13 protein-coding genes are annotated in these 14,803 nt (G+C 66.3%); 7 read left to right on the top strand and 6 right to left on the bottom strand.

Features of this window, described 5'->3' with window-relative positions; translation table 11 throughout:
- Positions 1 to 210 precede the first annotated feature (210 nt).
- Positions 211 to 1,104, bottom strand: a complete 894-nt coding sequence (locus AC3A6M_RS19265; protein WP_487854337.1) for a LysR family transcriptional regulator — start codon at positions 1,102 to 1,104, stop codon at positions 211 to 213.
- A gap of 205 nt (positions 1,105 to 1,309) precedes the next feature.
- On the opposite strand from AC3A6M_RS19265, the gene AC3A6M_RS19260 reads away from it, so the two are divergent.
- From AC3A6M_RS19260 to AC3A6M_RS19245, 4 genes are all read left to right on the top strand, one after another.
- Positions 1,310 to 2,005, top strand: a complete 696-nt coding sequence (locus tag AC3A6M_RS19260) for an RraA family protein (protein WP_487854336.1) — start codon at positions 1,310 to 1,312, stop codon at positions 2,003 to 2,005.
- Positions 2,002 to 2,949: a hydroxyacid dehydrogenase gene (locus AC3A6M_RS19255; RefSeq protein WP_487854335.1), complete on the top strand. Its 948-nt coding sequence runs from the start codon at positions 2,002 to 2,004 to the stop codon at positions 2,947 to 2,949. Before AC3A6M_RS19260 ends, AC3A6M_RS19255 begins: the two co-directional genes overlap by 4 nt.
- 66 nt (positions 2,950 to 3,015) lie before the next feature.
- Complete coding sequence (locus AC3A6M_RS19250; protein WP_487854334.1) at positions 3,016 to 4,338, top strand: MFS transporter; 1,323 nt, start codon at positions 3,016 to 3,018, stop codon at positions 4,336 to 4,338.
- 138 nt (positions 4,339 to 4,476) lie between these two features.
- Positions 4,477 to 5,532 (top strand): porin, encoded by a 1,056-nt coding sequence (locus AC3A6M_RS19245; protein ID WP_487854333.1) that lies wholly within the window; start codon positions 4,477 to 4,479, stop codon positions 5,530 to 5,532.
- Positions 5,533 to 5,534: 2 nt separating this feature from the next.
- On the opposite strand, the gene AC3A6M_RS19240 is transcribed toward AC3A6M_RS19245, so the two are convergent.
- The 3 genes from AC3A6M_RS19240 to AC3A6M_RS19230 form a co-directional block, all read right to left on the bottom strand.
- A complete protein-coding gene (locus AC3A6M_RS19240; RefSeq protein ID WP_487854332.1) occupies positions 5,535 to 6,827 on the bottom strand; it encodes an ATP-binding protein in 1,293 nt (430 codons plus the stop codon).
- Between the two features lie 163 nt (positions 6,828 to 6,990).
- Positions 6,991 to 8,070, bottom strand: coding sequence for a type II asparaginase (locus tag AC3A6M_RS19235; protein WP_487854331.1), 1,080 nt, complete (start codon positions 8,068 to 8,070; stop codon positions 6,991 to 6,993).
- A 115-nt stretch (positions 8,071 to 8,185) separates the two neighbouring features.
- Complete coding sequence (locus AC3A6M_RS19230) at positions 8,186 to 9,457, bottom strand: dicarboxylate/amino acid:cation symporter (RefSeq protein ID WP_487854330.1); 1,272 nt, start codon at positions 9,455 to 9,457, stop codon at positions 8,186 to 8,188.
- A 161-nt stretch (positions 9,458 to 9,618) separates the two neighbouring features.
- On the opposite strand from AC3A6M_RS19230, the gene AC3A6M_RS19225 reads away from it, so the two are divergent.
- The gene (locus AC3A6M_RS19225; RefSeq protein ID WP_487854329.1) at positions 9,619 to 10,344 is read left to right on the top strand and encodes an amino acid ABC transporter ATP-binding protein; all 726 of its coding nucleotides are present in this window, start codon (positions 9,619 to 9,621) and stop codon (positions 10,342 to 10,344) included.
- Here AC3A6M_RS19225 and AC3A6M_RS19220 read toward each other — a convergent pair.
- Complete coding sequence (locus AC3A6M_RS19220; protein ID WP_487854328.1) at positions 10,341 to 11,093, bottom strand: GntR family transcriptional regulator; 753 nt, start codon at positions 11,091 to 11,093, stop codon at positions 10,341 to 10,343. The genes AC3A6M_RS19225 and AC3A6M_RS19220 overlap by 4 nt on opposite strands.
- A gap of 103 nt (positions 11,094 to 11,196) precedes the next feature.
- Positions 11,197 to 12,090, bottom strand: coding sequence for a LysR family transcriptional regulator (locus AC3A6M_RS19215; protein ID WP_487854327.1), 894 nt, complete (start codon positions 12,088 to 12,090; stop codon positions 11,197 to 11,199).
- Positions 12,091 to 12,186: 96 nt separating this feature from the next.
- On the opposite strand from AC3A6M_RS19215, the gene AC3A6M_RS19210 reads away from it, so the two are divergent.
- Both AC3A6M_RS19210 and dctA read left to right on the top strand, forming a co-directional pair.
- Positions 12,187 to 13,218, top strand: a complete 1,032-nt coding sequence (locus AC3A6M_RS19210; RefSeq protein ID WP_487854326.1) for a YeiH family protein — start codon at positions 12,187 to 12,189, stop codon at positions 13,216 to 13,218.
- 235 nt (positions 13,219 to 13,453) lie between these two features.
- A complete protein-coding gene (gene dctA, locus AC3A6M_RS19205; protein ID WP_487854325.1) occupies positions 13,454 to 14,767 on the top strand; it encodes a C4-dicarboxylate transporter DctA in 1,314 nt (437 codons plus the stop codon).
- Positions 14,768 to 14,803: the final 36 nt, after the last annotated feature.

The following is a 14,803-nucleotide window of genomic DNA, read 5'->3' as shown; positions in this document are numbered from 1 at the left end:
GAGAGCTTGAAACGCTCATCGTATTTCGTCATGAAAAAACCCCAAAAGTTGGTGTCCAACTTTCGGGGTTCAGTTCATTTTTCGTCCCAAACGAGAGCCAATTGAATGACACCGCAAGGGAGGAGTGGTGAAGGTATGGTCACAGATCCCATGAATGATGTCAAGGATGTTCCATAACCATGGGCATGGTGTTCCGGAGTGTGCCTTTGGTCAGATCGACAGCAGATCCCTCCCGCGCGCCCGCAGGATCGCCGCGATCCGATCCGCCGCCGGCGACAGATAACCATTCTTCCGGTAGGTCAGGCCCAGGCGGCGCTTCATCTGGGTCTCGGCCAGCATGACCTCGCGCACGCGCGCGCGGCCGGAGACCAGGTTGAAGCGCGTGACGAAGCCCAGCAGGGACGTCTTTTCCAGGATCGGCAGGATCGCGTTCAGCACGTTCGGTTCGATCTGCACCTGCGGCCGCGGCAGGCCGTGGCGTTCGAAGGTCTGGTCCAGCCACTGGCGCGAAGCGACCGTCCTCGCCGGCAGCATCCACTTGTAGTCCAGCAGGCCGGCGAGCGTGCAGGGCGCGTCGAAGATCGGGTGGTTCTCGCTCGCCATCACGACCATCGTGTCTTCCGCGATCTTCTCGCACACGATGTCCGGGTCGGTTTCCAGCATCGGCCCCACCACCAGGTCGAGCTCACCGTCGCGCAGGTTGTTCAGCAGGTTGTCGTTCATGGCCACGGTCAGGGTCACGCCGATCGCCGGCGCCTCGCGCAGCAGTTGTTCGAACACGCGCGGCATCAGGTGCTCGGCCAGGGTCGGCAGGCAGCCGATCCTCACCTTGCCCTGCAGGCCGCCGGCGTAATCCTGCATTTCCCTCGCCGTCTCTTCCACCATGATCGCCATCTGGCGCGTGCGCTTCACCAGCACCTCGCCGGCGGCGGTCAGGCGCATCCCGCGCCCGTCCTTTTCGAACAGCTTCGCCCCCAGGTCTTCCTCCAGGCGGTCGATGCACTTGGTCAGCGCAGGCTGGGTGCGGTGCAGGCGCTCCGCGGCGCGGCCCAGGTTCCCTTCGGTAGCGATCACCTCGAAATACTTCAGGTCGCGAAAGTCCACAATATATTCCTGAAAGTTTAAAAATTAGAAAATTAAGTGAATATACATTATAGATTGTCCTTCCTATACTCGGCTCATACAAGACACTGCCTGAGCAAAAAAAAGCAGCCGCACCGGAGGAGACATCCATGGCGATCGCATGCCGCGCGCCGTCCTGCGCCCGTCTCTTCTCGTGGCTGTCGTCAACCAACCATGAGGACATACCATGAGCTTTTCGACCCCACCCGACCTGATCCGCGACATCGAGCGCATCGACCCTGAACTGGTCGCGCGCGCCGCCCAGTACCCGTCCTCCATCCTGGCCGACGTCGCCGGCCGCCGCGGCGCCCTGAGCAGCCGTATCGCGCCGCTGGCGCCGACCATGCGCCTGGCTGGTTCCGCGCTGACGGTCGAAGTGCGTCCTGGCGACAACCTGATGATTCACGCCGCGATGGCGATCGCAAAGCCGGGCGACGTGCTGGTCATCGACGGCAAGGGCGACGAAAGCTCCGCCTTGCTGGGCGAGATCATGGTCTCGCAATGCATGGCGATCGGCATCGCCGGCATCGTCGTCTACGGCGCGGTGCGCGACACCGAGGCCATCCGCGCGCTGGGCTTCCCGCTGTACGCCACCGGCGCGAATCCGAACGGCCCGACCAAGAACGTGGCCGGCCGGATCAACTGGCCGGTGTCCGTGGGCGGCGTGACGGTGCGGCCGGGCGACCTGGTGGTGGCGGATGGCGATGGCGTCGTCGTCGTCGAACCGGTCAAGGTTCCCGCCGTCCTCGAAGCCGCCAAGAAAAAACTGGCCGATGAAACCGCGCGTATCGAAGGCATCCGCAGCGGCGCGCAGCTGCGCCCGGCCTGGCTCGACGGCGCCCTGCGCAAGGCGGGCGTGCTGGCCGAAGGAGAAACGCTGTGAGCGCCGTCCTCAAGGAACATAGCCAGCGTGACGTGGTTCTCGTGACCGGCGCCGATCTCGCCGAACAGGCGGTCGAGCTGCTGTCGTCCTTCGACATCGTCTACGCCGGCAAGACGCCCACCGAGGACGAACTGGTCGCCCTGTGCACCCGGCACCAGCCGGTCGCGATCATCGTGCGCTACGGCCGCATCACCGGGCGCGTGATCGAGGCCAGCGCGCGCCTGCGCGTGATCTCCAAGCACGGCTCCGGCACCGACACCATCGACAAGGAAGCGGCGGCGCAACGCGGCATCGCCGTCAAGGCGGCGGCCGGGGCCAACGCGGCCGCCGTGGCCGAGCATACCTGGGCCCTGATCATGGCCTGCGCCAAGGACGTGCCGGCGCTCGACCGCCGCATGCACGACGGCCACTGGGACAAGGCCACGCACAAGAGCCTGGAATTGAAAGGCCGCACGCTGGGACTGGTGGGCCTGGGCGCGATCGGCGCGCGCGTGGCCACGGTCGGCGTCGCGCTGGGCATGCGCGTGATCGCCCACGATCCGTTCGCGGCAGGCGCGCCGGATGGCGTCGAGCTGCTGCCGCTGGCGCAAGTGATTGCCGGCGCGGACGTGCTGTCGCTGCATTGCCCGCTCACCAGCGACAACGCCAGGATGTTGAACGCCGAGACGCTGGCGACCATGCGCCCCGGCGCGATCGTGGTCAACACGGCGCGCGGCGGCCTGATCGACGAGGCGGCGCTGCTCGACGCCCTGCGCAGCGGCGCCCTGCGCGCGGCGGGACTGGACAGTTTCGAGACCGAGCCGATGCGCCCGGACCATCCGTTCACCGGCCTTCCCAACGCCATCCTGTCGCCGCACATCGGCGGCGTGACCGGCGATGCCTATGTCGGCATGGGCGTGGGGGCGGCGAACAACGTGCTGGCGGTCCTGCAACAACAAGCCTGACCCTGCAACAAAAAGCCACAAGCGCGCGCCAAGACGCGCTTTAACGATTACAGTTACGGAGACGATATGAGCGACATCGATACCACTTCACGCCTCGAGGCGAGCACCATGCGCAAGGTGACCTGGCGCCTGGTGCCCTTCCTGATTGCCTGCTACCTGCTGGCCCTGATCGACCGCGGCAACATCGGCATGGCGGCCCTGCAGATGAACGACGACCTTGGCCTGACCAAGAAAGTCTTCGGTTTCGCCGGCAGCCTGTTCTTCTTCGCCTACTTCCTGTTCGAAGTGCCGAGCAATCTCGCGCTGCAGAAGTACGGTGCGCGCAAGTGGATCGCGCGGATCATGGTCACCTGGGGCCTGGTGTCGGCCTGCACCGCCTTCGTCCAGGGCCAGAACTCGCTGTTCTTCATGCGCTTCCTGCTCGGCGCGGCCGAAGCCGGCTTCTTCCCCGGCGTGGTGCTGTACCTGACCTACTGGTTCCCCGCCGCCTACCGCGCCCGCATCGTCGCGACCTTCATGGTGGCGGTGCCGATGGGCAGCTTCATCGGTTCGCCGATCTCGGCGCTGCTGCTGCAGGCCGACGGCCTGCTCGGCATGCGCGGCTGGCACTGGCTGTTCATCCTCGAGGGCCTGCCGACCGTCCTGCTGGGCATCGTCTGCCTGTTCTTCCTGACCGACCGTCCGGAACAGGCGACGTGGCTGAGCGCGGAACAGCGCAGCTGGCTGTCGTCGCGCCTGGAAAAAGAACGCCAGGAGAAGAAAGCCGTCGAGCATCCGTCGCTCTGGAAGCTGTTCCGCAGCAAGGAAGTGATCGGCATGGCGCTGGTCTGCTCGGCCGCATCGGCCGCCGGCACGGTGCTGAACGTGTGGCAGCCCCAGTTGCTCAAATCCTTCGGCCTGACGGTCATGCAGACCGGCATGGTCAATTCGATCCCTTACGTCATCGCCTCGGTGCTGATGATCCTGTGGGGCCGCCATTCGGACAAGCAGGGCGAGCGCCGCTGGCACACCGCCATCCCACTGGCCCTGATCGCAGGCGGCATGCTGTTCACCTCGGCCACCAGCGCCCTGATCCCGACCGTGTTCCTGCTGTCCTGCGTGCTGGTCGGCGCCTACTCGTTCAAGGGCCCGTTCTGGGCACTGAGCTCGACCTGGATCGCTCCCTCGTCGGCGGCGGCCGGCCTGGCCGCCATCAATGCCACCTCGAACCTGATCGGCGGCGGCCTGATGGTCAACGCCTACGGCTGGATCAAGGAGGCCACCGGCAGCTACGCGCTGGCCCTGTTGCCGGTCGCCGGCCTGGCCCTGGCCAGCATCGCCATGCTCCTCGTGCTGAGCAGCGACGCGCACCAGGCGGCACGCAAGGCGGCAGCCAAAGCGGCCGCCTGACCCCGCAGCACCCTGCGGCGGTCCAGGCCCGCCGCAGCGCATCACCCTTGTCCGTGCTCACCGGCAGCCGGCCGGGGACGTCACGTCCGGCCGAGGGCGCCCCACGCCCTCGGCCCCATAACATTACATAAAGAGACAATGAAAACCCAAGCTACCCTGATGCTGGCCCTGGCGGCCATGCTTCCTGCCGCCGCATTCGCCCAATCCAGCGTGACCGTGTACGGCTCCGTCGATGCGGGATTGCGTTACCAGACCAATGTCGACGCCGAAGGCCACGGCATGTTCACCACCACGTCCGGCAACTACTACTCGAACCGGCTCGGCTTCCGCGGCGTGGAGCAGCTCGGCAATGGCCTGAATGCGCACTTCCAGCTCGAGAGCGGCTTCAACAGCAAGACCGGGGCCCTCGACAACACCAACAACGTCCTGTTCAACCGTACCGCCGCGGTCGGGCTGGGCGGCAGCTGGGGCACGCTCGACGTCGGCCGCCAGTACACGATCGGTTTCCGGACCGAGAAATTCCTCGATCCCTTCGACCATCACTACACCCCCATCGTGCCGCTGTCGTCCGGCGCCGGCACCACCCTGCCGGCGGCGGCGAAAAACGCCGGCCTGAGCGCCTCATCGTCGTCGGGCACGCGCTTCAACAACGATATCCAGTACACCGGCACCTTCGACGGCCTGACCGTGCGCGCAGAGTACGCGCCGGGCGAAGTCGCGGGCGATGCCGGCAAGGGCACGGCGCGCGCGGTGGGCTTCAGCTACGCCAAGGGGATGCTGCTGGCGGCGGGCGCCTACACGGACAAGCAGACCACGACCGGCTTCGACAACCATGCCTTCGTGGTCGGCGGCGGCGTCAGGATCCGCGCCTTCACCGTCAAGGCAGGCCTGTCGCGCGAGCGCCAGGAGACCGCGGCGGCGGGCACCTACCAGACCGAGACGCGCTTCGGCGGCGTCAATGTCCAGGTCAACGTGCCCGTCGAGCTCACCGCGGCCTTCTATCGCTCGGACTACGACAGCCTGGCCGGCGGCGGCCGGCGCGACCTGGCGCTGGTGGGCGGCGCCTACCACTTCTCCAAGCTCACCAACCTGTATGCGGAAGTCGATTTCAACCGCTACGCCGGCGCCCTGGTCCCGTCGACCAAGCAGACTTCCCAGCGCGCCGTGCAGCTGGGCCTGATGAAGATGTTCTGAGCTCAGGCCGCCGGCCGCTTCGAGGCCGGCGGCACGACCGGCAGCCGGAGGGTGAAGGTGGTGCCGACCTCCGGCATCGAGGCGACCTCGATGCGTCCGCCGTGCTTGTTGATGATGCTGTAGGACAGCGACAGGCCGAGCCCCGTCCCGCTGCCGACCGGCTTGGTGGTGAAGAAGGGCTCGAAGATGCGGTTCATGTTCTGCGGCGGGATGCCGCAGCCGGTGTCGCTGATCGCCACCCACACCCAGTCGCCTTCGACCCCGGTGGCGATGGTGATCACGCCGCGCTCGCGGATCGCCTGGGCGGCGTTGACGAGCAGGTTCATGAACACCTGGTTCAGTTGCGACGCCAGGCACTTCACTTCCGGCAGCCTGCCGTAGCGCCGCTCGACGGTGGCCTTGTACTTGATCTCGTTGGCGACGATGTTCAGGGTCGTCTCGAGGCCGGCGTGCAGGTCGGCGAAATGCCAGTCGGTCTCGCCCATGTGCGAGAAATCCTTGAGCGACTGCACGATGTCGCGGACCCGCTTGAGGCCGTCCAGCGACTCGCTCACCAGCTCGCCGATGTCTTCCTGCAGGAACGCCAGGTCCGCCTCGCGGTTGATCGCGTCGATGCGCGCCGCCAGCGCCGTCCCCGGCGCCGCCTGCGCCACCGCCTCGTTGGTGGAGCGCACCACCGACAGCAGGGTCTCGACGTAGCGGTTCAGGGTGCTCATGTTCGAGTTGACGAAGCCGATCGGGTTGTTGATCTCGTGCGCGACGCCCGCCGCCAGCTGGCCGATCGAGGCCATCTTTTCGGACTGCAGCAGCTGGTCGTGGGCCTCGCGCAGCCGGGTGATCAGCTGCCGCTGCTCCTGCTCCAGCTGTTTGCGTGCGGTGATGTTGCTGAGCGAGCCGATCACCTCGAGCGGCGCGCCGCGCTCGTCGCGGATCAGGCGCAGCTGGTCGCGCATCCACAGGTACTCGCCGCTGGCGGCGCGGAACCGGTATTCGTAGGTGCGCTCGCCATCCACGAACAGCAGCGCCAGGCTCGAAAAGATGGCCGGCGCGTCGTCCGGGTGGATATGGTCGAACCAGAAATTGGGATCGGCCAGCATCTCCTCGGGCGCGTAGCCGAGCACGTTGCGGGCGTTGGCGCTCACGAAGGTCATCTTGAAGTCCCCGCTGGGGACCGAGCTGTAGATAATGGCAGGGGTGTTGTCGATCAGGTACTTCAGCCGGACCAGGGGCGAAGCGACAGGCGCCGGTGGCGGGCTGGACGCGAAGGACTCGAATTCTTCAAACTGGATAGCCATGACGGACTCGGCGGACGGATGAGAGCACGATTCCATTATCGCGGCGAACCATCAATACGGAACGCATTCTTGCTTTTTCCGTACGGCAATATTTTGCTTGTATGGCCCCGTTACAACAAAAAAGGCCGCCCGAAGGCGGCCCTGTCCTGGCTGGCGCCCGGGATCAATAGGTGTAGAACATGCGCTGGATCTCCTTGGTGCTGCCGGTCTTCGTCAGCGCCAGCATCAGCAGGATGCGGGCCTTCTGCGGGTTCAGCGTATCCGACACCACGAAGTCCAGCTGGTCGTCGTTGGCCTCGCCGTTGCGCGCCACGATGCCCTGGCCGACGCGGCTCGAGCGCACGATGATCACGCCCTTTTCGCGCGCGGCGGAGAGGGCGGGGCGCACCTTGTTCGGCAGGCTGCCGTCGCCCACGCCGGCGTGGACCAGGCCCCTGGCGCCGGCGGCGACGAAGGCATTGACGGCGGTCGGACCGACGTTGGCATAGGTGTAGGCGATTTCCACGGCCGGCAGCGCATCGAGCCTGCTGACGTCGAATTCGGTGTCGAGCGTGTGCTTGCGGGTCGAGGCGCGGTAGAAGTGCGGCTGGTTGCCGACCACGTAGCCGAGCAGGCCCAGTTCGGTGGCCTTGAAGGTGTCGGTGGTGGTGGTGTTGGTCTTGCTGACGTCGCGCGCGCCGTTGATCTGGTCGTTCATCACCACCAGCACGCCCTTGCCGACGGCTTCCTGGCTGCCGGCGGTCAGCACCGCGTTGTACAGGTTGATCGGGCCGTCGGCCGAGATCGCGGTCGACGGACGCATCGCGCCGACCACCACCACCGGCTTCCGGCTCTTGACCACCAGGTTCAGGAAATAGGCGGTTTCCTCGATCGTGTCGGTGCCGTGGGTGATCACGATGCCGTCCACGTTCGGCTGGGCCAGCAGGGCGTTGACGCGCTTGGCCAGCACCAGCCACTGCTCGTTGCCCATGTTCTCGCTGGCGATCTGGAACACCTGCTCGCCGCTGACATGGGCCACCTTCTGCAGCTCCGGCACGGCGCGGATCAGGGCGTCGACGCCGACCGTGGCGGCGGTGTAGCCGACCGTGGTGGTGCTGGTCGCGCCGGTGCCGGCGATGGTGCCGCCGGTGGCGAGGATGACGACGTTCGGCAGTTTGCCGGCCGCGGTCTGGGCCTGGGCGGCCAGGGCGAACAGGCAGAGGAGCAGCGCGAACAGGGCGCGTGCGGGTTTCAGGTAAGTCATGCGATCTCCAGAAAGACGTCGTCCCCGCGGAGGCGGGGACCCAAGTTTGCATGCGTTTCGTTAGCTCACGCAGAACTTGGGTCCCCGCCTGCGCGGGGACGACGGTTTGAAAAATTCAGCGCAGCGGCGCCGTGGCGATATCCGCGCCGGCCGCTTTCGGGTCGACCAGCTCGCCTTCCCATTTCGCGACCACGGCGGTGGCGATGCCGTTGCCGATCACGTTGGTGGCCGAGCGGGCCATGTCCAGGAAGTGGTCGATGCCCAGCAGGAGCAGCAGGCCGGCTTCCGGGATGTGGAACTGGTTCAGGGTGGCGGCGATCACCACCAGCGAAGCGCGCGGCACGCCGGCCATGCCCTTCGAGGTCAGCATCAGCACCAGCATCATGGTCAGCTGGGTCGACAGCGGCACTTCGATGCCGTAGGCCTGGGCGATGAAGATGGTGGCGAAGGTGCAGTACATCATCGAGCCGTCCAGGTTGAACGAATACCCGATCGGCAGCACGAAGGCGGCCAGGCGGTTCTTCACGCCGAAGCGCTCCAGGCCTTCCAGGGTCTTCGGGAACGCCGCTTCCGACGAGGCGCAGGTGAAGGCCAGGATGGTCGGTTCGCGCAGTTCGCGCAGCAGCTGCAGGATGCGCGGGCCGACGAACAGGATGCCGATCGCGATCAGCACGATCCACAGCAGCGCGATGCCGAGGTAGAACTCGCCCATGAACACGCCATAGGTCGACAGCACGCCGACGCCGCTCTTGGCGATCACGCTGGCGACCGCCGCGAACACCGCGACCGGCGCGAAGTTCATCACGTAGCCGGTCACTTTCAGCATCACGTGGGCGGCGCCGTCGACGGCGTCGATCAGCGGGGTGGCGCGCGCGCCCACGGCGGCGGCGCCGGTGCCGAAGAAGATCGAGAAGATCACGATCTGCAGGATCTCGTTCTTGGCCATGCCGTCCGCGATCGAGGTCGGCACCAGGTGGGTGATGAATTCCTTGAGCGTCAGGCCGGTGACGGCGATGCCCGACGATTCGGTGACGGCCGGCAGGTGGCCGGCGGCGGCCATCGCATCGCCCGGGCGGAACACGTTCACCAGGATCAGGCCCAGGGTCAGCGAGAGGATCGAGGCGATGATGAACCAGCCCAGCGCCTTGACGCCGATGCGGCCGACTTCCGAGGCATCGCCCATCTTGGCGATGCCGACCACCAGGGTCGAGAACACCAGCGGCGCGATGATCATCTTGATCAGGCGGAGGAACAGGGTGGTCACCAGCGACAGCGTGTCCGCGAAGCCGGTCGGATTGGCCAGGTTCGTGTGCGCGACGTAGCCGGCGGCGATGCCGAGCACCAGCCCTACGAGGATGTAAGTGGTCAGGCGGTTTCGATTGTTCATAGGGCTTCCTTCTGGGAGATCATCCATCCTGTCGCCTGGCTTATCGGGCACAATGTCGGTGCTTTTAACGACAAGCCAAACGGTACTGATGATATTGACAAGTTCCGCAGTATCCTAGGGGCTGGTGGTGCTGTCAAGCACGCTCAAATGCTGATAAACATATGATTGAAATAGACAAGGTGAGCAAGTGGTACGGCGGCTTCCAGGTGCTCAGCGACTGCAGCACGCGGGTGGCGCGCGGCGACGTGGTGGTGGTTTGCGGGCCATCCGGTTCCGGCAAGTCGACCCTGATCAAGACCGTCAACGGCCTCGAGCCCTTCCAGCAGGGCAGCATCCACGTCGACGGCACTTCGGTGGGCGACCCCAGGACCCGCCTGCCGGCGCTGCGGGCCCGGATCGGCATGGTGTTCCAGAACTTCGAGCTGTTCCCCCACCTGTCGGTGCGCGACAACCTGAACCTCGCCCAGGTGAAGGTCCTGAAGCGCCCGCGCGAGGAGGCGACCGCCAACGGCCTGAAGTACCTCGACCGGGTCGGCCTGCTGGCGCACCAAGACAAATTCCCCAGCCAGCTCTCGGGCGGCCAGCAGCAGCGCGTGGCGATCGCGCGCGCGCTGGCGATGGACCCGGTGGCGATGCTGTTCGACGAGCCGACCTCGGCGCTCGACCCGGAGATGGTGGGCGAGGTGCTGGACGTGATGACCGGCCTGGCCCAGGAAGGCATGACCATGATGGTGGTGACCCACGAGATGGGCTTCGCGCGCAAGGTGGCCGACCGCATCCTGTTCATGGACCACGGCCGCATCGTCGAGGAAAGCGCCAAGGACGACTTCTTCACGGCGCCGAAGTCGGAACGGGCGCGCGAATTCCTCGCGCGCATCATCCACTAGGAGCGGTGCGCCTCGTCGCTGGCGACGTATTCGTGGTCGGTGCTCAGCACCCAGGAGTGGCGCACCTCGACCACTTCGTCGCGGAAGGTCAGGGCGCGGCGCACGATGTGCAGCAGCGGCGTGCCCTCGGCGATGCCGAGCAGCCCGGCGATCCTGGCGTCCGCGCCGACCGCGTCCAGGCGCTCCTCGGTGCGCAGCACGGCGACGTCGAATTCGTCCTGGTATAGCTGGTACAGCGTGGTGCGGCGCTCGCGCACCTGTTCTTCGGTCATCGCGGCGAAGAAGCGCTCGGGCAGCTGGATGTCGTCGATGATGACGGCGCGCCCGCCCAGGCTGAGGCGGTTCAGGATCCGCACCACCTTCGCGCCGCGGGCGGCGCCGAGCCGCTTGACGGTGTCGGGCTCGGCCTTCTCGCGCGTCAGGCTGATGAACTCGACCTTCGGATATTCCTTCTGCCCGGTCTTCGGGCAGATGTGGAAGAAGCCGAACATGTAGCGGTCCTGGCTGTGCGAGGCGACGAAGGTGCCGCGCCCCTGGTGGCGGATCAGGATGCTCTCGGAGGTGAGCTCGTCCACGGCCTTGCGCAGCGTGCCCACGCTGACGCCGAAGCGTTCGCACAGGCGCTTCTCGGCCGGGATGATCTCGCCCGGCTTCCATTCGCCGTCGCGCAGCGCTTCCATGATCTTGTGCTTGACCTCGCGGTACAGGGGCATGCCGAGGGCGAGGTCGGAACGGAAGACTTGGTCCATGATGGTATCTGCGATGTATGCGTGGATTTGGCGGAGCCGATGGGCGCATCATACCGCAAGCCTCCCCCGTTCGGCGGAAATTCATTTAAATCATCTAATTGAATCAGGACCGTGCCTGCGCCGTGCCGCACAGCGCCAGCAGCGCTTCGATGCCGTCGGTGCGGTACTTCTGCTTGTGCAGCAGGATGTGCAGCGAGCGGGTCAGCTTCAGGAAGGGCGTGTCGACCGCCACCAGGTTGCCGCGCTCGATCGCGCCGGCCAGCGCGACCAGCGACAGGCAGGAAATCCCGATCCCGGCCTCCACGGCGCGCTTGATCGCCTCGGTGCCGCCCAGCTCCATGGCCAGCCGGATGTCGCCGAGCTGGCCGGTCAGCAGCTGCTCGACCACTTCGCGGGTGCCGGAACCGCGCTCGCGCAGGATCCAGGCGGCCTGGCGCAGGGCCTCGGCGCTGGCGCCGCCGGGCTTTGCCAGCGGGTCGCCGGGGCGCGTGCAGATGGCCAGCTGGTCTTCGCGCCAGACGATGGTCTCGATGTCCGCATGCATGCATGGCCCTTCGACGAAGCCGACGTCGATCTCGAAATTCAGCACCGAGTTGATGACCTGCTGGGTATTGCCGACGTCCAGCCGGATCTGGCTGCCCGGCCGCTGCGCCTGCAGCTGGCCGATCAGGCGCGGCAGCAGATAGTTGCCGATCGTGGAGCTGGCGCCGAGGCGCAGGTTGGCCGTGCGCCGGTCGCCGTGGAACAGCTGTTCCATCTCGTGCGCGCGCTCGACCATCTCGACCGCCTTCGGATACAGCAGGCGGCCATCCTCGTTCAGGGCGACGCGCTTGCCGACGCGGTCGAACAGCCGGGTGCCGAGCTGGCGCTCGAAGTCGCCCAGGGCCATGCTGGCGGCCGACTGCGTCATGCCGATCTCCGCCGCGGCCTGGGTGACGCTGCCTTTCCGGGCGGTGGCGACGAAGACTTCGAGCTGCCTGAGGGTGGTGTGGAGCATTGCTTATCAGTTCTACTGATTAATCATATCAATATAACTCGTTTTCATAATGAATGGGAGGCGCGTAGCCTGTGTGCATTGACATAGGAGAATCCCATGACCCACACACCCAGCCGCCCCAGCCAGTTCGCCTGCGGCCTGTTACTGGCGGCACTGATCGCGGCGCTGGCGATCTGGGGGGCCGGCATGCCGGCCGTGCAGGGCCTCGGCATCAGCGCCCTGACCCTCGCCATCGTGCTCGGCATCGCGCTCGGCAACACGGTGTTTCCGCGCATCGCGCCGTTCAGCGCGGAAGGCGTGGATTTCGCCAAGGCCCGCCTGCTGCGCCTGGGCATCATCCTGTACGGCTTCCGCATCACTTTCCAGGACATCGCCCATATCGGCTGGGCCGGCGTCCTGATCGACGTCCTGATCATCGGCTGCACCTTCACCCTGGCCGTGCAGCTGGGCACCCGGGTGTTCGGGCTGGACCGCCAGACCGCGATGCTGATCGGCGCCGGCAGCTCGATCTGCGGCGCCGCCGCCGTGATGGCGACCGAGCCGGTGGTGCGCGGCCAGGCCCACAAGGTGTCGGTGGCGGTCGCCACCGTGGTCATCTTCGGCACGCTGGGCATGTTCGTGTACCCGCTCCTGTATCCCTACCTGCAGCTGTCCGAGACCGCCTACGGCCTGTACGCCGGCTCCACCATCCACGAAGTGGCCCAGGTGGTGGTGGCCGGGCGCTCGGTCAGCGAAGCCGCCGCCTCCGCCGCCGTGATCGAGAAAATGCTGCGGGTGATGATGCTGGCGCCGTTCCTGGTCATCCTCAGCAGCCGCATCGGCGCCGACGGCGCGGGCGAAGCCAATGCCGCGGGCGGGCGCCGCATCGCGATTCCCTGGTTCGCCGTGCTGTTCATCGGCGCCAGCGGCCTGAATTCGCTGCACCTGCTGCCGCCCGCCGTGGTGGCGCTCATCCTGCAGGTCGATACCGTGCTGCTGGCGATGGCCATGGCGGCCCTCGGCCTGCGCACCCATGCCGGGGCGGTGCGCCATGCCGGCGCCAAGCCGATCCTGCTGGCGAGCGTGCTGTTCCTGTTCCTGATGACGGGCGGTTATCTCATCAATCGGATCGTAACGGCAATAGTTTAACTACGGAAACATATAGATGATCTATTTGACAGTGAAAGAAGTGCTGCGTTAGCATGACTTCCACGGCCCACAGAGACCGACCTAGAGGAGACGAATATGATGTATTTCGTTACGCCCCACCCCTCCTGAGCCCGCGCCAGCCTCAGACACCGACGTTCCCCCGTGCCCGCCACAGAAGCGGATCCCCAGATGGCCACTGCCGCGCGGGTTCACAGAGCAGAACCAGGAGGAGAACATGAGGAGCTCGCTTTTTCGCAGTCTGTATTTCCAGGTCGTGATCGCCCTGGTCGCCGGCGTCGCCGTCGGCCACTTCTATCCCGCCATCGCCGTCGACCTCAAGCCGTTCGGCGACGCCTTCATCAACGGTATCAAGATGGTGATCACGCCCGTGATCTTCTGCACCATCGTATCCGGCATCGCCGGCATGGAAAGCCTGAAGAAAGTCGGGCGCGTGGGCGGCAAGGCCGTCCTGTACTTCGAAGTCGTGACCACGGTCGCGATGATCATCGGCCTGGTGGTCGCCAACGTGATGCAGCCGGGCGCCGGCATCAACGCCGACGTCGCTTCGCTCGACACCAGCGCGGTGGCGGCGATCGCCGACAAGGCCCACCCGCAGACCACCGTGCAGTTCCTGGTCGGGATCATCCCGTCCTCGGTGGTCGACGCCTTCGCCAAGGGTAACCTGCTGCAGGTGCTGCTGTTCTCGGTGCTGTTCGGCGTCAGCCTGTCGATGCTGGGCGAGCGCGGCCGCAAGGCGCGCGAGACGATCGACGAGTTCGGCAAGGCCCTGCTGGGCATCGTCTGCATGGTGATGAAGCTGGCCCCGATCGGCGCGTTCGGCGCGATGGCCTTCACGGTCGGCAAATTCGGCATCGGCACCCTGCAGCAGCTGGCCCTGCTGATCGCCTGCTACTACGCCACCACCATCCTGTTCATCGGCATCGTGCTGGGCTCGATGGCGCGCCTGGCCGGGGTCTCGCTGTGGAAGCTGATCAAGTACCTGCGCGAAGAGATCTTCATCGTGCTCGGCACGGCCAGCACCGAATCCGTGCTGCCGCAGCTGATGCTCAAGCTCGAACGCCTCGGCGTGTCGCGCTCGGTGGTCGGGATGGTGGTGCCGACCGGGTACTCGTTCAACCTGGACGGCGCCGCGATCTACCTCACCATGACCTCGCTGTTCATCGCCCAGGCCCTGAACATCGACCTGAACCTGTGGCAGCAGCTTGGCCTGCTGGCGATCCTGATGCTGACCTCGAAGGGCGGCGCAGGCGTGGCCGGCGCGGCGCTGGTGGCGCTGGCGGCGACGCTCGGCTCGACCCACATCCTGCCGGTGGCCGGCATCGCGCTGGTGATCGGCGTGGACCGCCTGATGAACGAGATCCGCGCGCTCACGAACCTGATCGGCAACGCGGTCGCGGCGCTGGTGGTGGCGCGCTGGGAAGGCGAGATCGACCTGGCCACGGCGCGCGGCGTGCTGGCCGGCGAGATCGTGCCGGTGGCCGAGGAGGAAGAGGAGCTGGGGATGCGGCCGGTGCCGGTGGCGCCGTAGGGCGCGGCTTGAGCCAGGCTGGAGCGAAGTGAGGAA

This window comes from Telluria sp. Soil_C_11 (assembly GCF_057657395.1).
The sequence above is the reverse complement of the archived record's forward strand: the minus strand, read 5'-3'. Positions and strand labels throughout refer to the sequence as shown.